General features: G+C 52.0%; 8 protein-coding genes and 1 pseudogene. 7 read left to right on the top strand and 2 right to left on the bottom strand.

The window, feature by feature from the left end; all coding sequences use genetic code 11:
• Positions 1-49 precede the first annotated feature (49 nt).
• Positions 50-1,132 (bottom strand): LacI family DNA-binding transcriptional regulator, encoded by a 1,083-nt coding sequence (locus HVZ52_RS17795; RefSeq protein WP_016151953.1) that lies wholly within the window; start codon positions 1,130-1,132, stop codon positions 50-52.
• Between the two features lie 164 nt (positions 1,133-1,296).
• Here HVZ52_RS17795 and HVZ52_RS17790 point away from each other — a divergent pair, with 164 nt between their 5' ends.
• Positions 1,297-1,905 (top strand): class I SAM-dependent methyltransferase, encoded by a 609-nt coding sequence (locus HVZ52_RS17790; protein ID WP_046275621.1) that lies wholly within the window; start codon positions 1,297-1,299, stop codon positions 1,903-1,905.
• 33 nt (positions 1,906-1,938) lie between these two features.
• Here the strand turns inward: HVZ52_RS17790 and HVZ52_RS17785 are convergent, their stop codons facing one another.
• Complete coding sequence (locus tag HVZ52_RS17785; RefSeq protein ID WP_181598542.1) at positions 1,939-2,538, bottom strand: hypothetical protein; 600 nt, start codon at positions 2,536-2,538, stop codon at positions 1,939-1,941.
• 413 nt (positions 2,539-2,951) lie between these two features.
• Here HVZ52_RS17785 and HVZ52_RS17780 point away from each other — a divergent pair, with 413 nt between their 5' ends.
• The 6 genes and pseudogenes from HVZ52_RS17780 (at position 2,952) to HVZ52_RS23085 (ending at position 18,969) form a co-directional block, all read left to right on the top strand.
• Positions 2,952-4,589 (top strand): ShlB/FhaC/HecB family hemolysin secretion/activation protein, encoded by a 1,638-nt coding sequence (locus HVZ52_RS17780; protein ID WP_249417962.1) that lies wholly within the window; start codon positions 2,952-2,954, stop codon positions 4,587-4,589.
• Between the two features lie 12 nt (positions 4,590-4,601).
• On the top strand, positions 4,602-16,391 hold the full coding sequence (locus HVZ52_RS17775; RefSeq protein ID WP_181598541.1) for a hemagglutinin repeat-containing protein: 11,790 nt from the start codon (positions 4,602-4,604) through the stop codon (positions 16,389-16,391).
• Between the two features lie 290 nt (positions 16,392-16,681).
• Positions 16,682-16,816, top strand: a pseudogene (locus tag HVZ52_RS23175) (hypothetical protein); the annotation flags it as partial.
• A gap of 30 nt (positions 16,817-16,846) precedes the next feature.
• Complete coding sequence (locus HVZ52_RS17770) at positions 16,847-17,650, top strand: hypothetical protein (RefSeq protein WP_249417940.1); 804 nt, start codon at positions 16,847-16,849, stop codon at positions 17,648-17,650.
• Entirely contained in the window at positions 17,647-18,132 is a 486-nt protein-coding gene (locus HVZ52_RS17765; RefSeq protein ID WP_101700592.1) for a hypothetical protein, read from the top strand. Before HVZ52_RS17770 ends, HVZ52_RS17765 begins: the two co-directional genes overlap by 4 nt.
• 354 nt (positions 18,133-18,486) lie before the next feature.
• A complete protein-coding gene (locus tag HVZ52_RS23085; protein ID WP_230852491.1) occupies positions 18,487-18,969 on the top strand; it encodes a hypothetical protein in 483 nt (160 codons plus the stop codon).
• Positions 18,970-19,089 lie beyond the last annotated feature (120 nt).

Here is a 19,089-nt window from a genome sequence, read left to right as displayed (position 1 = left end):
AAGGATGGGGCGCTCAATGAGTGAACTGACTCACACAATTGTTATGCGTTCACAATTTGGGTGTGAGCTGCGAAACTTGCCGCGCTAGCTGGATCAGTGAGTCGGCCAGCACCTGGGGTGAGAGGGTTTGCGTATCGGGAGGCAGAACCGTATTGCGCTTAACCAGGGTTACGGGCAGCAGTTGGTTGCCCACGCTTGAGGTCCCACGGGGAAGTTGCAGCAGTCTGTCGACGCTGGTTTCACCCAGTAACGGAAAATCCTGCCTGATGGTGGTCAGTGGTGGGATGTAGCAGGCGCTGTCTTCGGTGTCATCGTAGCCGATCACCGAGATATCAACCGCCACCCGCAGACCGAACTCGCTGATCGCCCGCATCGCGCCCAGCGCCATTTGATCGTTAGCGACCAGCATGGCGGTGGGGAGATTACCACCATTAAGCATATGCAGCGTTTGCTGAAAACCTGACATCGCGCTCCAGTCGCCTTCCAGCTCCGCGGTGGGTTGCAGCTGGTAGTGCGCCAGATATTTATGCCACCCCGCATGGCGAAGCCTTGCCGAAACTGAAGTGTGTGGCCCGCTCAGCAGGGCGATACGCTGATGCCCATGCTGCACCAGATGTTCAACGCCGAGACGTGCGCCGTCGTCATGGGAGAAAATCACGCTGTTAATTGGCGTCTGATCAGAGACATCGAGAAACAGTACCGGCACCGTACCGCAGGCGGTAGCCACGGCAATGGCGTCTTCTTCATCCAGCGGGTAGTTGATGATAAGCCCGGTTACGCGTTGAGAAAGCAGGTTGTGGACTGCGGCTTTACATGCCTCAACGCCGCTACGTTCGACCATGGCGATCACCACGCTGGCCCCGGACTGGTCGGCGCGGGATTTTATGGCGGCAACGATTTGCGAGGGGGCGTGCAGGGCAAGGTTCGCTGTCACGACGCCAATCAGCGGCGTCTGTTTGCCCGCCAGCTGCTGTGCGACACGGTTGGGGATGTAATTGAGCTCCGCCATCGCGGCCTCAACTTTCTGTCGGGTTTTTGCGGAAACGTGGCTGGCCTGATTCACGACGCGCGAGACGGTCTGGTAAGAGACTCCTGCATGGTCTGCCACATCGTATAGCGTTACCGGTTTCACGTTTATCACCCCTGTCATGACGTTATCTGCGCGCTATGATGCCACAGCGGGACGGTTTTGGGGTATTTGCGCATTGGTTCTGCGAGGCGCATTCCAGGGTTGCAAATCGTGTCCTGGAGGATTTATCGTCGTGATGCTTAACAGAATAAAAAAGTGAGGACATCGTGAGCGACTCTGCGGCAAACAACATTCTGTCCATCTACCAACGTCATGCGGAGGCCTTTGCCAGCCAGCGTTCACGCGCACTGTTCGAGAAAAGCTGGCTGGATAAGTTCATTACCGTGATGGGCGGGCAAGGCAGCATTGTGGATATTGGCTGCGGCAACGGTCAGCCGATTGCTGGTTATTTTATTCAGCAAGGCTTTCAGCTTACGGGAATTGATGGTTCTGCGGCGATGCTGGCGCGGGCCCGGCACTCTTTTCCCGCACAGCGCTGGCTGGAGCAGGATATGCGCGAGCTGGGACTTAACGAGACTTTCGATGGTCTGATCGCCTGGGACAGCTTTTTCCATTTAACTCAGCAGGATCAGCAAAAGATGTTCCCGATTTTTGACCGACTCAGCCGTCCCGGCAGCGCGCTGATGTTTACCAGCGGAACGGAAAACGGTATCGCGATGGGGCAATTTGAGGGCGAACCGCTGTTTCACGCCAGCCTCGCGCCGGATGAATACCGCGCATTGCTGTCAGCGCACGGTTTTGTGGTGGTAGAGATGGTGATGGAAGATCCGCACTGCGCCGGGCATACCATCTGGCTGGCGCAAAAACGTGGCTAAATTCTAAACGTTAAGCGTTCCCTTCTCCTGATATTATTCTGCAGTGGCTGTTTTAACATTCCGGAACTTCAGTTCAAGGATTTTATTTATTGTTTGATCCAGTTCTGAACCTTTTATTGGAGAGCATATTTCAGCATACTCTTTTACGTATTTTTGGCATGTGTTGACGACTTCTGGTTGTGGGAGGAAATATGCGGCGACTGAGACAGGGGAAAAAATTGCTGAATAGAAAGTAATGTAGAGTCCCTTCGACAAATATTCAACATCCTTGATACGCTCGGTTCCACAAGCAGAGGGGATTCTTTTTATAACAGTGTCGTACCTGTCACGAAAGTGCTCGTTAATGGTAGGGCAGGTTTCAGGGGATGAGCTGTTAAATACCGCTAGATCTATTTGCGCAGAGTAATCCTTCCCATCTGTTTTGGTGAGAACTATTAAAACAAAAGGCATAATTGTTAAAATAAGGGAGGTGGTTGCTAAAAAATACTGATATGGGCTGTATTCGTCGGAACGAAATTTACACAGGGTATAAATCGACAAGAATAAACCCAGGGTTGCAATAAAACCATTGAGTATTGCCAGAATAAGGAAGAAAAGAACGATCGAGGAAGGTTTAATTATGCTGGTATTCATTTCTAATTATTCCATGTTTTTTAACGCTATTACTTTACGACAATTAAGTTAAGCGATAATAGTACAATTTCCAGGTATTGCGGATTCCGCTTATTTAGTGCCGGGGAGGTGTGTCTGTTAGCACGATGCGAGTGGCGTCATCGTAGCGTATTGTCCAGATCGTTAATGTGGGTAAATGGGCGATTTGCGATGGGATTAGGTCAACAGAGTAAGGATAATTTAACTTAAGAGCATAAGAAATCCTAAAATGCAATTGGAATGAAGTGAAATAGCACTTAATGTCTTTACTTTTGTTTACATTTTGTGCTTTTTTACAAGGATCGGCTGTGCTTTACAGTCAAGTTCGCTTTCGTACTTTTATGGGGGGTGGGGTGAAGTTCAGGGATGAAAGAAAGTTGGCAATATTAATTGGGATGTTAATTTTGCCGTTCACAACTGTTTCTGCGGCGCCACTCTCTCCTGCGGATCGGAATACCATTCAGCAGCAACAGCAGCAGCGACTTAATGAAAACCAGCGCCAGCGTGAAGAGCTGGAGCGTAGCGTTACGCTACCCGAAACCGTAACGCCGAAAACGCCAGCCCAGACTGAAGGGCCGTGTTTTATGATTTCGCGTATTGATATTGACGGCGCAACGAAGTTGTCCGCCGCTGCCTCGGCAAAGCTTACCGCGCCATGGGTGAATCAATGCCTGAATATTCCCCGCCTTACGGAACTGATAAATGCAATTTCCGACTGGTATATCAGTCGAGGCTACATCACCAGTCGTGCCTTTTTAACCGAACAGGATCTCTCATCCGGGGTGCTGCACATTGCGGTGCTTGAGGGTAAATTGCAGCAAATACGTCTGGAAGGCGTCCCATCGCGCACTCTGCTGATGACCTTTCCCGGAATGGAAGGAAAAATTCTCAATCTGCGTGACATTGAACAGGGGATGGAGCAGTTGAACCGGGTTCGCCAGACGCCGGTGGAAATTGAAATTTTGCCGGGCAGTCAGCAGGGGTTCTCAATAGTTAACCTCACCGCCACGCCTGAATTTCCACTCAATGGCTCAGTTAGTTTTGATAACAGTGGACAAAAGAGCACCGGAACCGGACAGCTCAGTGGTGCGCTATTTTTCAATAACATGCTCGGCCTGGCGGATAAATGGTTTATTAGCGGCGGACGCAGTAGCGATTTTTCCAGCAGCAAAGATGCGCAGAACTTTGCGGCCGGCGTGAGTATTCCTTACGGCTACGGACTGCTTGATTACAACTACAGCTGGAGTAACTACCTCAGCACGATTGATAACAATGGTTATGCCTGGCGTTCCACCGGAGATAGCGAAACCCATCGTCTGAACGGATCCTGGGTTTTGTTTCGCAATGGTGATGTCAAAACCGCTGCATCGCTGGGTTTGACGCATCGAATTAACCGTAACAAATTGAATGATATCCTGCTGGAAACCAGTAGTCGCAAGCTTTCCAGCGTTTCGCTGGGCATCAACCATACGCAAAAAATTGCTTCCGGCGTTGCGACGTTTAACCCTTCATTCACCCAGGGCGTGCCATGGTTTGGCGCAGAGGATGACAACGATAAACAGGGTGATGTGCCAAGGGCGGAATTTCGCAAATGGAGCGTCAGCGGTAGTTTCCAGCGCCCGTTGGCAGAGAAACTGTGGTGGCTAAGCAGCGTGTATTTTCAATGGTCTTCAGACCGACTCTATGGAAGTGAACGCCTGACGCTGGGCGGAGAAACCTCCGTTCGCGGTTTTAAAGAACAGTACATTTCTGGAGATAACGGCGGCTACTGGCGCAATGAAGTGAATTATTCGCTATTTACGCTGCCGGTGCTGGGACAGATTGGCGCGATAGCGGCATTCGACGGCGGCTGGCTGAAAAAGGATAACGTTGATAGCTATGCCTCCGGCACGTTGTGGGGGGCTGCGCTGGGATTAACCAGTTCAGGGCGCTGGTTTTCCAGTCAGTTTACCGTAGGAACGCCAGTTAACTATCCGGACTGGCTGGCGCCGGATCATCTCAATGTGTATTACCGCGTTGCGGTGGCATTTTAAGGAATAAGGGTGATGAAAAAGGATCAGGTTCGTTTTTCCCAGCGTTTGCTAAGTGGCATGTTGAGTTTCCTGTTGGCTACCCAACCACTGCTCCCAGCGATGGCCGCCGCCATCACGCCTGAAGGCAATACGCAGATGGATAAAGCCGCCAATGGTGTTCCGGTGGTGAATATTGCCACGCCGAACCAGTCCGGGATTTCACACAATAAATATAACGACTACAACGTGGGAAAAGAGGGGCTGATCCTCAACAACGCGACCGGGCAATTTACCCAGACCCAGCTCGGCGGCATCATCCAGAATAACCCGAACCTGCAACCGGGAAAGGAAGCTTCAGGGATCATCAACGAAGTTACCGGCGCTAACCGTTCGCAGCTTCAGGGCTATACCGAAGTCGCGGGGAAAGCTGCCAACGTCATGGTTGCCAACCCCTATGGCATTACCTGTAATGGTTGTGGATTTATCAACACGCCTAACGCCACGCTGACCACCGGTAAACCCGTGTTGGATGCCAACGGCAACCTACAGTCGCTGGATGTAAGCAAGGGCAGCATTACCATCGAAGGTAAGGGGCTGGATGGTAGTCAGAGCGATGCGGTGTCGATTATTGCCCGTGCCACGGAAATTAATGCTGCGTTGCACGCCAAGGATCTGACGGTTATCGCCGGCGCGAATCGCGTGGCGGCGAATGGCCAGGTGAGCCCGCTGAATGGCGAAGGGGAAGCACCGAAAATTGCGGTAGACACCGGTGCGTTAGGCGGCATGTATGCTAATCGAATTCATCTGGTCTCCAGCGAGAAAGGGCTGGGGGTCAACCTCGGGAATCTGAATGCCCGTCAGGGTGATATCACCCTCAATGCTAACGGGAAATTAACGATCGGCAACAGTCTTGCAAATGGTGGTCTATCCGCCAGTGGCGAAGGCGTCACGTTGACCGGCAGTCATAAGACCGGAAGCTGGATGGTCATCAACAGCACCGGGGCGTTAGCGTTACAGAATGCAAATCTCTCCAGCGGCGCAGGCGTGCAACTGGGCAGCGATGGCAAGGTGACGATCGAGGGGGGCGGGGTTGCCGCAGCTGGCGAGTTGCAGGTGGCTGCTAAACAGGATGTAGCCATTGCGGCAACCACTTTGGTTAGCCAGAAAAACACCTCACTGCGCAGTGACGGTTCGCTGAAAATCACCGACGGCAGCCTGACCAGTAAAGAAAAAATGCATGTTACGGGTACTAATGGGCTGGCGCTGACCCGTTCCACGCTGGGGAGTGATACTGATGTCAGCCTTAACAGTCAAGGCGAACTGTCGGCGCAGGGGGGATTGCTCTCAGCAGGTAACGGATTAACGCTGAAGGCACAGCGCATAGCTCTGAATAACGCCAGTCGTGCCGATGCGAAGGGCGCATTAAGCCTGACCGGTAGCGACATGAACAACCAGGGACAGGTCAATGCGGGAGGCGCGTTGTCCCTTTCTGGTGGGCACCTCGTTAATGGTGGTCAACTGGCTGCAAATGGCAGTCTTGATGTTTCTGTCAGCAGCCTTAACAACGCAGGTCTGATGCAGGGTAACAGCGTATCGGTCAACAGCGGGGCGCTGGATAATATGGGTACGCTGGCGAGCGGCGGCCAGCTTTCAGTACAAACGGTAGCGCTGAACCAACAGGGGATCCTGAGCGCGAAAAACGATGCGGATATCCGGGCTGATGCCACGCTGAGTAATGGTGGAAAGTTGCTCTCTGATGGCACATTAACGGTGCAGGCCGCGACAGTTGAACAACATGGCGTCCTCTCTGGCAACCAGGGGGTAACGGTCAATGCTGAAAACCTCACCACCGCGAAAGATTCGCTGATCGCCGGGCAACAGGACATACAGTTAAACGTTACGCAAAACCTTAACCTGAATGGTCAGGTTAATGCCGCTGGTGCGCTTAATGTCGGCGCAAAGCAGTTGACTACTGGCAAAGACGGTCATTTACAGAGTGGTCTGGACCTTGCGATTACGGGCAACAACGTGACGCTGAACGGCGTACAGGCGGCAAAAGGTTCGTTGGATGTGACGGCTGACAGGCTCAGTCATGGCGGGAAATCCACTGGGGAACGCGTCGGTTTCAGCGCGCAGCAGTCAGTTGATAACCATGGAGATCTGCTGGCCGATACTCTGGCGCTCAGTGGGACAACGCTGACCCATAGCGGTAGCGCCAGCGCCGAACGCATCTCGATTATTGCATCTGATGGACTCGCCAGCAGCGGCTCTCTGATCGCCGACACGTTAACTCTCCAGAGTCAGCATGTCGTGAACAGCGGTTTGGTGCAGGGCAACACCGCGCTGAACCTGTATACCGACAGACTGGAAAACCTCAGCGGCGGCTCACTCTACAGCAAAGCATCTCTAGCGCTGGATATACCGTATCTGGCCAACCATGGGTTGATTACAACCGACGGTTCATTGCACCTCAACGGTCGCCAGTTGGTTAACGGCGGAGAAATTAACGGCGTTAATCTGCAAAGTGAATATGCGACGATAAAAAACGAAGCCGCGGGACGCCTGCTGGCTGACACGTCATTATCTGTTCACGGACAGCAGACAGATAACCTCGGACTCATGGCCGCCGATACGCTCGCGCTGAACAGTCAGGACGTGAATAACGACGGTAATGTGTTGTCGGTGGGTGAATTAAGTCTTAAGAATCAGACTCTCCACAACACTGGCTTGCTGCAGGGCGGTACGCTGAATCTGGAAGCAAATACGTGGCAAAATAGCGGTAATGCGTTGGGTGAAACGGGGGTAACGGCAACAGTACACGACGCGTTCACTAACCAGGGAAAAGTACTCAGTCAACAAGGTATGACCGTCCATGCCGCCAGCGTGAATAACAGCGGAATGCTGGCAGCGAAGGTGCTGGCATTATACGGCGATCTCAGCAACAGTGGGATCCTGCAGGGGAATCAGGCGCTCGCCTGGGATGGGAATCGCTTTACAAACCTTGCTGGTGGGCAGGTGACCAGCGGTGAAGATCTACAGCTCAGCGGAAAGCGTTTTGAAAATGATGGCCAACTAGAGGGCCGTACCGCGGCGATTAGACTGGATAACCTGCGCAATAGCGGCAGCGTTCAGGCACTGGACAGTCTGAAGATTAAGGCTAACGGGCGACTGGATAATCAGGGATCGCTGCGCAGTCTCAACCTGTTTGAGTTGGCTGCGGCACAGTTGTTTAACGACGAAATGATTGCTGCAAAATCCCTGAGCATTTCCGCACCGGAGCTGGTGAATAACGGCATTGTGCAGGGTAATTCGGCGCTACAACTCACCACCCGCAATATGTTCAATGGTCAGCAGGGACAACTGGTTAGCGGCGCGGGGTTGGATTTAGGCCTAGACACGCTGGAAAACCACGGTCTGCTGCTGACAAATACCGACTTCACACTGCGCGGCAGCAAATTAATTAACGCAGGTGATATTCAGGCCGATTCCCTGAACCTGACGCTGGCGAACTCGGTTGAAAACCAGGGGAGTATGGTGGCGAAACAGGGGGCGTCGATGAATACTGCATCCCTGGATAACCGCGGTACGCTGGCGGCGAAAAGTGTCACTCTGGATGGAAAATCAATCCGTAACAGCGGTCTGGTACAGAGCAACGACAATACCTCGGTTTCTGCGAATACCTTCATCACGGATACCGCAGGTAAATGGCTGGCCGGTAATGCGCTGCTGGTGCATTCCGGTGCGATGGAAAACGCCGGCGTACTGCAAGGCGATACCCTGACATTCACTGCCGACTCGCTGAATAACAGCGGCGTGTTTAACGGTTTGCATGGCCTGGAAGGCAAGCTGTCCGGGCGACTTACCAACCCCGGACACATTCAAAGTGGCGGCGCACTGACGCTTACGGCTGATGATATCAACAGCGCCGGGCGTATTACCGGTGACAGGCTGACACTTGCAGCCTCGACGTTAAACAATACAGGCCTGTGGCAGGGGACGAATGGGCTTACGCTGGCTGGCGATGTGCTCACGACGGGCATTACGTCCCGTACGCTGAGCGGCGGCGCGTTGAGCGTCAATGCCGGCACTATCACGACGCAGGGAACGCTGCAGGGGCAGCAACTTACGCTGACCGCAGATGACTGGCTGCACAAAGGATCGCTGATAAGCCTGGGTAATCTGACGGCTGATGTAAACAACGGCCTTACTACATCAGGCGAAGTGATGAGTCATGGCGGAATGTCACTGACCGCGCAGCAGCTTGATAACAGCGGCAAGCTGCTCAGCGAAAGCGACGTAACGCTAGACGGCGTGCAGCTTAATAACAGTGGCACGGTACAGGGAAATACCCTGACCCTGCAGCAAAACCGGATCCACAATCAGGGTACGCTGACCGGTCTGCAAAGCCTGACGCTAGAGGCTCGTCAGCGTCTGATGGCGCGCATGGCGATGGCTTCACCGCAACAGAAATTGATTAACGCAGCAGGTGGTTCACTGCTGACGCAGGGGACGCTGAAACTCTCTTCTGGCGAGGTGACGAATAACGGCGTGTGGCAAGGGCAGTCTGTTCTGCTCAATGCGCAAACGCTGACAAACAACGGGGCAATACAAAGCGCCGACGCTCTGCAGCTTACGCTCGCAAATAACCTGACGTCTGCGGCGGGCAGCAAAATTACTGCCCTTGGTAACGCGACGCTACAGGCGCTTTCTCTGGCTAACGCCGGGCAATGGACGGCGAAAAATCTTACGCTGAAGGGGACAACCCTTGATAACAGTGCGGCGATTAGCGGCGTAAATGCGTTTACGCTTGCCATGAACGGCGCGGTCAGGCAGCAGAAAGCGGGCAGTATGCTGAGCGGGGGCGCGTTGGATCTGACTGCGGCGTCAGTCACCAATGAGGGCAAAATTCAGGGGGCGACGCTGGGCATGACGACCGGCGCATTGACCAACAGCGGACGACTGCAAGGGGATAATGGCGCAACGCTGTCGCTGAGCGGTGATTTGATAAACCAGGCTTCCGGGGAGATTGTCAGCCGCCAGGGGCTGACGCTTTCTACGCCAGTGCTGTCCAACTACGGTTTAATGCAGGGCGGTGGAGAGACCCATCTTAACGCCACAACTCGCGCACTCAATGACGGCAAACTGCTTTCTGGCGCGGGAATGAAGCTGACCACGCCGCAGTATTCCGGCGCAGGCTGGTTACAGGCGGCAAACCTCATTCTGAATGCAGCAACGGCCACCAATAGCGGGAACTGGCTGGCTGACAGCGCCACGCTTGCAGGGACCAGTTTTACCAACCTGGGAACCGTGCAGGCCGGTCAACTGGCGGTGAAATACACGCAACTGACAAATAACGGTACGCTGTTGGGCACCTCGCAACTGAGTGTTAATGCCAGCCAGATTAATCAGAATGCGGCAGGGAAACTGTTCAGCGGCGGCGATCTGTCCGTTGAAAGTCACGGGCTGGGTACGTTGGGGCAAGTGGTTGCGCTGGGTAATCTGACGCTGAAACTGGTGAATGACTTTACTGTGCAAAGCGCTTTTGCCGCGGGTAAAACGCTGACCATTACCAGCGATGGCGCTATCGACAACCGTAGCGTGCTTCAGGGGCAATCGCTCAACCTGACGGCGGGCGGACAGCTCAGCAATAATGGACAAATCACCACTGGCAACGGCGCCAGTTATCTCAGCGGCGACAGCGTAGCGCTCAATACAGCCGGAACGTTACAGGGCGGCGGCGATATTACGCTGACCAGTCGCGGTAATATTTCAGTCTCTGGTTTCACCGGAACGCGTGGCTCTCTGACGCTCAATGCACCGGGTGCCATCGTCAATACGGCGCTGTTGTACGCGGCAAATAATCTGGCGCTATATGCTAACACCATTACCAACCAGCGCGGCGATATCCTCGCGGGAAACAATCTGTGGATGCAGCGAGATGCGGCGGGAAATGCCAACAGCGAAGTGGTCAACACCTCCGGTAATATCGAAACCCAGAACGGTGATATCACCATCAAAACCGGGCATCTGCTGAATCAGCGGGATGGGCTTACTATCAGTCAGAGAAAGCAGGAATTTTCTAATGCATTACCTTCGGGACCATTTTTATTTTCAAGCACGATCGGTGATGGTAAGAAAAAGCCGGATGTTGAGCTTAGTTTGCAGGAATGGCTGAAGTCCCCTGAGAATATTATCTGGAGCTATTGGGGGGAAAGATGTGCCGGAAATAGTCAGATCTGCCACGATATATATAAGTATCTTTTACTTGGGAATGATATTCGTCGTTTTATATTAAGTGAATTAATAGTTGAAGCGAATGCTACGGGGGATGCCGCACGTATTGCCGCAGGTCGGGACATTGTTATCGACGCTACAATAATGGATAACCGTGCAAGTCATGTTCTTTCGGACAGAGATGCATTACTGAGTGGAGATTCGTTGAATAATCTTTCTGCCGAAGCTGGGCATGAAATCGTTTATCAAGAGGCTGAATACCGGTGTGAGTGGTTCTCTGATAACTGCAATGTAACCCCTTTGAAACTAAAGGACTCTCCAAAATACGGTAAATGGTATCAGTCCACTAATACTTACGGAATATCAGCTTTACCCACTAAAAATGGCTTCGAATACATAGGGGTTCCGTATATTTTAGGGGGGATTAAAAAAGAGTTTACAGCTGATAGTGAATCATACCGCTCAGTGATTAGTGCGGGTGGGAATATCACAGCGACGTTCACTAATGACATTAGTAATACCAGCATCACGGCAAACAGTGGAGTTGGCATCACTATTTCTGTGCCTACCCTCAACACCCTCAGCAACCAAACCATCAGTAATGGGGTGCAAAAGCAGGCGTTGGCAAGCAATGACACGGTAAGTGTCAGCTCTCCACAGTGGAACGATCGACTGCATGACGTATTGCAGAAGATTAACGGCGGCGGCGCGCTGGAAAGCAGCGGCGTATCAGACGCTACGCTCAACCCTGTTTCTACCACGCAGAAAGGTAACGCCAGCCTCGGCCAACTCAATGGCCTGATTAACCCAGGCGAGAAGGGCGTGAATGCCGCCGGGATAAATCAGGGCAAAACGGTGGATACCAGCGCTTATCCGTTGCCTTCCGGAAAGAATGGGTATTTCGTCGTCTCCGACGATCCGAAAAGCCCGTATCTGATCAACGTTAACCCGGAACTGAATGGTCTTGGTCAGCTCGATCCCAGCCTGTTTGGTGATTTGAATGCAATGCTGGGTATCAAACCTGGCGAAGCGCCGCGTGAAACCAATATTGCGTATACCGATCAAAACCAGTTCCTGGGATCGGCCTATATGCTCGATCGTCTCAAACTCAACCCTGAATATGACTACCGTTTCCTCGGTGATGCGGCGTTCGATACCCGCTATGTTAGTAACGCCATGCTGAATAAGACGGGAAGTCGATACATCAACGGCATTGGTTCTGACCTTGACCAGATGCGTTATCTGATGGATAGCGCTGCAAGCACTCAGCAGTCGCTGGGACTGAAATTTGGGGTGGCACTGACGGCAGATCAGATAGCGTCCCTTGAGCACAGCATGCTGTGGTGGGAAGCCGCCACCATCAACGGTGAGACGGTAATGATACCGAAGCTGTATCTCTCGCCGAAAGATATCACCGTGAACAACGGTAGCGTCATTGCCGGGAATAATGTTCAGCTTACCAGCGGGAATATCACCAACTCCGGCAGTACGCTGTTGGCGAGAAACGACCTCACTCTCGACAGCCAAAACAGTATTAACAACCTTAACAATGGTCTGATGCAGGCCGGGGGCAACCTCGACCTGAGCGCGATTGGTGATATCAATAACGTCAGCTCCGCCATCAGCGGAAAAACGGTGGCGCTGGAAAGCCTGGGCGGCAACATCAATAATCTGACGCTGGCAGAACAGATTGATGTGAGTGCCAGGGACAAATACCGCAATGTGAGCTTTAAAGATACTCTGCTGGGGTCTACGGCATCGATAACCGCGCAGGACGGATTGTCGCTCTCGGCAGGCAAAGATATCACTGTTACTGGCGCGAATCTCTCTGCAGGCGGCTCATTGCTGATGGATGCGTGGGGGGATATTGCGGTAAATGCCAACCAGATTAACGATGCCCGGAGTCACTCCGGACGCTGGATAACTGAGACTGGTCGGTCGTCAGTGGACTGGCAGGGTAACGCCATCAGCGCGGGCGGTAACCTCGGTATCAATGCCGGGAATAACCTCAATATCACCGCCAGCGATGTTAAAGCGGGAGGGAATGCTCAGCTAACAGCGGGTAACGATCTCAATCTGAATGCGGCTACCACTCAGCAAAGTAGCCGTAACGGGGGCAGTGAATCGCACAGCACCGGGCTTTCCCGTACTACCGTTTCAGCGGGTGACAATCTGGTGTTGAAAGCGGGTCAGGATATTAATTCCCATGCGGCTGGGCTGGCTGCGGAGAATGATGTCGGTCTGCTGGCCGGGCGAGATGTCAACCTGCTGGCTGAAGCAACGACCGACGGCGACAGCTATCGTGCGAAGAAGAAAACCGTGGTCAATGACGCCGTACGCCAGCAGGGAACGGAAATTGCCAGCGGCGGCGACGCCGTCATTATTGCCGGGCGTGATGTAAACGCACAGGCAGCAGATGTTACGGCACAGGCCGATATCGGCGTAACGGCAGGCCGGGATGTGAATCTCACGACCGCCACAGAGAGCGATTATCACTACCAGGAAACCACGAAAACCAAAAAAGGATTCCTTAGTAAAAAGACTACCCATACGATTGAAGAAGACAGCGCTACGCGGGAAAAAGGCGCGCTGCTGAGTGGGAACAATGTAACTGTCACCGCCGGGAATAACATTTTGGTACAGGGCTCAGCCGTTGCCGGTGACGGCAATGTGGCGCTGGGGGCTGGCAACAATGTGGATATCGTTGCCGCCACCAATACCGATACCTCATGGCGCTTTAAAGAGACTAAAAAGAGCGGCCTGATGGGGTCAGGCGGGATCGGCTTCACCATCGGTAGCAGCAAAACCACGCACGATCTGCGCGAAAAAGGCACCACCCAAAGCGAGAGCTTCAGTACTGTCGGCTCAACGGCGGGCAACGTCAGTATCACCGCAGGCCAGCAGGCACATATCGGCGGCGCGGATATCATCGCCCAGAAAGATATTGCTGTTCGCGGCGACAGCGTACTTATTGAACCGGGTCATGACAAACGCACACGTGATGAGAAGTTTGAGCAGAAAACCAGCGGACTGACGGTGGCGCTGTCGGGGGCTGCGGGCAGTGCGGTGAACAGCGCGGTTTCAGCAGCACAGGGAGCAAAACAAAGCAGCGATTCCCGACTAGCGGCACTGCAGGGTACGCAGGCAGTTCTCTCCGGAGTACAGGCCGGGCAGGCTGTGGCTCTGGATCAGGCGAAAGGGACCGCTAAAGACAATACCAATACGATAGGTGTCAGTGCTTCTCTGGGCTCACAGTCCTCAAAATCGACCTCCCACAGTGAGCAGGATTCAACGACGGGAAGTACTCTGAACGCAGGCAACAGCGTCAATGTCACGTCCACAGGAAGCGATATTACTATTGCAGGCAGTGAAGTGAAGGCCGGTAAGGATGTGGTGCTGGATGCCACACGTGACGTGAATCTTATCGCTTCGCAGGATACGCAACTGACGACCGGTAAAAACAGCAGCAGCGGTGGCAGTATTGGCGTGGGTATCGGTGTGGGTTCCGGTGGCGCGGGGATCAGCGTCTCGGCGAACGCCAACAGCAGTAAAGGGCGTGAGAAAGGCAACGGCACCTGGCAGAATGAAACCACGGTGGATGCGGGTAATCAGGTCACGATAAACAGCGGGCGGGACACTACGCTTGCTGGTGCGCAGGTCAACGGCAATCAAGTGACGGCAGATGTAGGCCGCGATCTGACGATTACCAGTACGCAGGACAGCGACCACTACGATAGCAAACAGAACAGCGTGAGCGGAGGAGTGGGATATACCTTCGGCGCGGGGACGGCTTCTGCGAGTATCAATGCCAGCCGCGACAGGATGAAGAGCGACTATGACTCGGTGCAGGAGCAGAGCGGGATATTTGCGGGAGACGGTGGCTTTGATATCACTGTGGGCAAGCACACCCAACTGGATGGCGCGGTCATTGCTTCTACCGGTTCAGTGGATAAAAACAGTCTGGATACGGGCACGCTGGGCTTTGGCGATATCCACAATCAGGCAGATTACAAAGTGGAGCACCAGGGGGGAGGGATCAGTACGGGAGGCAGTATTGGTCAACAGTTCGCGGGTAATCTGGCGAACGCCCTGATTGCAGGAGGTGGCAGCAGCGGGCATGCGGAAGGAACAACGCAGGCGGCGGTGAGTGAGGGGACGTTAACTGTTCGCGACACGGAAAACCAGAAGCAGGATGTCGCCGGTCTGAGCCGGGATGCGGAGCATGCAAACGGCAGCATCAGTCCTATTTTTGACAAGGAAAAAGAGCAGAGACGTCTGCAAGAAGTGCAACTGATAGCCCAGATAGGTAACCAGGCGGCGGATATCGCGCGGACGCAAGGTGAGATAAATGGCCTGAACGCGGGTAAAAAAGCACTGGCAAAGGAAGGCATTCCTGAGCCGGATGTGAACGCCAGTGATGAAGAAAAAGCAAGATACCAGACGCAACTACGGAACTCCGCGGCATATAAAACCGAGCAGACGAAATACGGTACGGGCAGTGACGTGCAGCGGGGTATTCAGGCTGCAGTAGGCGCTCTGCAAGGGCTGGCTGGCGGTAATATTGGCGCGGCGCTGGCGGGGGCATCGGCACCGGAGCTTGCCAATATCATAGGCCATAAGGCGGGCCTCAGCGAGGATGATATCGCGGCTAAAGCCATCGCGCATGCGATACTGGGTGGTGCTGCGGCGGCTATGCAGGGGAACAATGTAGCAGCCGGAGCGGCTGGCGCAGCGGCAGGAGAGCTTGCTGCTAATGCGATACTGAAAACGATGTATCCGGGCAAGCGCGTCAGCGAACTGGATGAAAGTGACAGGCAGTTAGTCAGCAATCTTGCGACTATTGCATCCGGGCTGGCAGGTAATCTGGCCGGGGGGGATTCGAAAAGCACGACAACAGGGGCGCAGTCTGGTAAAAATTCAGTTGAGAATAATTTACTCGGTGGTAGTGAAGATGCTCAGGCTGCATGGATACGTCAGCATGGGCTCGATATGGCGAGCTGTTCTGATAATCCTGATGGAGCCGCATGCCATAAGGCTAAAAATGAACGGGATGCGGTAGGACTTGCTCTGGCAACAGGTACAGTGGCTCTGCTTCCTGGTGGTGCTCAGGCTATGTGGGGACTGGGAGCAAGTGCGAATGCCGGTATCAGTTATCTGGCTGATGGTACTATAGACCCTGCAAACGCAGCCATTGCTGGTTGGGTGAATGTATTCAGTATGGGGAATGGCCTGGCAGGTACAGTCGGCTGGAATGCCGCAGGTGGTGCGCTGGGTAACTGGATTGACAACAAAGACCCGCTGTCGGGGGCGCTAATCAATGGGGCCGGTTCGGGTATTGGCTATGGCATCGGTAAAGGGGTCTCATGGGGCGTTAATTCTGGTGTTAACTGGTGGAAAGGTGGTTGGGATCCTAAGTTTAATCCTGCTCTGAGGCAGTTTACTGAAGTGAAAGGAGAGCTTGGGCTTTCAAAAGAAATGACACCTAGCTATTTTCCAGGTATAGCTGGCGATATCGGTGGTAGCGTGGGATCTGAACTTAGCGGGAAATATATAGAGCAGAAATCCTCTCAGGAGGATCGCAAAAAATGAGAAAGCAAAATAAGTTTCTGCACCTGCCTCTTTTTATCGCATTAAGTATTGTGTCCATTTTTTTGACATCAATTACTTTATACGTAGCAGGGGAGTTGTTGTTCTTCTTTTTCAAAGGGATACCAATTAATTTCACTATGGAAAATATATTGCTACTCTGTAAGATTAGTCTCAGTGTCGGAAGCTTTGTCGGTGGTGGGATGTGGATAGCTCGGTTATTGAAATTAAAAGGATTCTAAGTTGTTGTTGAGAATAACTTCCTCAGCGTATCGGATAAGACAGAGCTTGAAATAGCTAAACAGAAGCTCAACAGCAAAGATCAGGCTGTACGTGAAAAAGCGCAGCAAACCATTAATGATCTGTGCGAAAAAGACATCACCAGCGATCAGAAGGTCATCAGTGCCTGCGGCAATGGCAATGCAGCCAGTTCAGCCTGCGCCACTGCCAGGCTGGATGTGATTAAAGCAAGAGGAGAGTACGAAAATACCGGGAACTATAATTCAAAGGCCAGCCAGCAGTACGCAGATGCTTATGGTCAGATAGTTAACCTGCTCGATATCACCGGTGTTGATGCGCAAAATCAGCAGCAGGTGAAGGATGCGATGGTGAACTATGCCATAGTGCAGTTTGGGGTCGATAAGGCGACGGCAGAGGCATACGTTGAAACTTATGATGGAATGAAGGTTGTAGCGGCTTCGATGGCACCAGTCATAGGTGCTGCGGCGGCCAGTAAGATAGAAGTTCTGGCTGGTAAACAACGCTTGTCTAATAGTTTCGAGGTTAGCTCACACCCAGATGCAAATGGGAAAAATCACATCACGGCTGTAAAAGGTGATGCTAAAATACCTGTCGATAAGATTGAACTATATATGCGTGGTAAAGCTTCTGGTGACCTTGAGTCTTTGCAAATAGAATATAATTCTTTAAAAGATGCAAAAATTAGCAGCCAAAAAGAATTTGCAAAAGATCCAAATAATGCTAAAAGGATGGAAGTGTTAGAAAAACAAATCCATAATATTGAGCGTTCTCAAGATATGGCTCGTGTATTAGAGCAAGCAGGTATGGTGAATACTGCCAGTAATAACAGCATGATAATGGATAAGTTATTGGACTCAGCTCAGGGGGCTACGTCTGCAAATAGAAAAACATCTGTTGTTGTATCAGGGCCTAACGGTAACGTAAGGGTTTATGCTACATGGACAATATTACCTGATGGCACGAAAAGACTTTCAACTGTTAATACGGGAGCATTCAAATGATAAATGTGAATAGTACCACAAAGGATATTGAAGGTTTAGAAAGTTACCTGGCTAATGGCTATGTAGAGGCTAACTCTTTTAACGACCCAGAGGATGATGCGTTAGAGTGTCTCAGTAATTTATTAGTTAAAGATTCGGGGTGCTGTCTGTCATTTTGTAAAAAAATACTTAATTCAAATAACATTGATGGTGTTTTCATTAAAGGTTCGGCGCTGAATTTCTTATTATTGTCAGAACAGTGGTCTTACGCATTTGAGTATTTGACAGGCAATGCGGATAATATAACTCTTGCAGAGCTTGAAAAGGCGCTTTTCTATTTTTACTGTGCAAAAAATGAGGCAGATCCTTATCCTGTACCAGAGGGTTTATTCAAAAAACTAATGAAAAGATATGAAGAACTGAAAAATGACCCTGATGCAAAATTTTATCATCTTCATGAAACGTACAATGATTTTTCAAAAGCTTACCCTCTGAATAATTAGAAGCTATCGCCCGTGTAATATTGTCTATGACTGCATGGAAGGATGATGGTCATAGTGTGTTGGGAGCTATTCTTTAACAGATTTGGGGGAAATGGTGTAACTGGCTGAAAGGGCGCGTCAGGGCAAAAAAGTTAGTGGGCTGGAAGTATAGCAGAGAAAACTATTTTTAAGTAACTGAAAATAAAGGGGAAACTGTTATTGTTACGAGGGTGCGCACCGGAAAGAGTTGTTGTTGAGAATAATCTGCTCGGCGGTACTGAAAGCGGCCAGGAGAAGTTTGTTCAGGAGCATGGCAAGAATATCGCATCTTGCAGCACTGACCCAAGATCAGCGTCCTGCCAGAAAGGGCTGGCGATGAATGATGCCCTGATGGTGGCCCTTCCGGCGGGTCTTGGTGGTGGTTTACTGGCTGCGGCCACACCTGAAATCGCAGCGGCTGCTAAAGTAGCGATACAAGCGTGTGCAGGTAATGTAGTGCTGTGCCTGAATAATGCTGGTATCCAGATGTCAGAAGCGATAGTGCCAGGTGGTGTTGGAGCTGGCGGTGCTGTAGGTATCGGAAAAACTGCGGCAGAGGCGACTGCGGCTAAAGCTGAGACAGTGGCGGCTAATGCAGTGAGGAGTCTTCCGTCTGGTTTGGGGCCAAAAATTAATACAGGCAAATTTGGTCAACTTGATTTAGATGCAATTTCACAAACCGGTGCTAAAACAGATTCGGCCGTTAAAGCGGGAAATTTCACTGTTGCTGGTAGAGCATTGCAAAAACATGGCAGTCGTGAAGGGAGCGCTTTTCCTGTTGCCAAGGGCACACCGGCTCAGATGAATGAACAAGGGTAAAAAATATTGGATGGCATTGTTAAAACTCCAGGCGCGACGGTCAAAGAAGGTAACCGCTTTGGTGGTTTTGATGTTATAGCGCCTGACGGACGGGGAGCTCGCTTTGACCCTCAGGGTAAT

This window comes from Citrobacter sp. RHB36-C18 (assembly GCF_013814485.1).
GTDB lineage: Bacteria > Pseudomonadota > Gammaproteobacteria > Enterobacterales > Enterobacteriaceae > Citrobacter > Citrobacter braakii.
The sequence above is the reverse complement of the archived record's forward strand: the minus strand, read 5'-3'. Positions and strand labels throughout refer to the sequence as shown.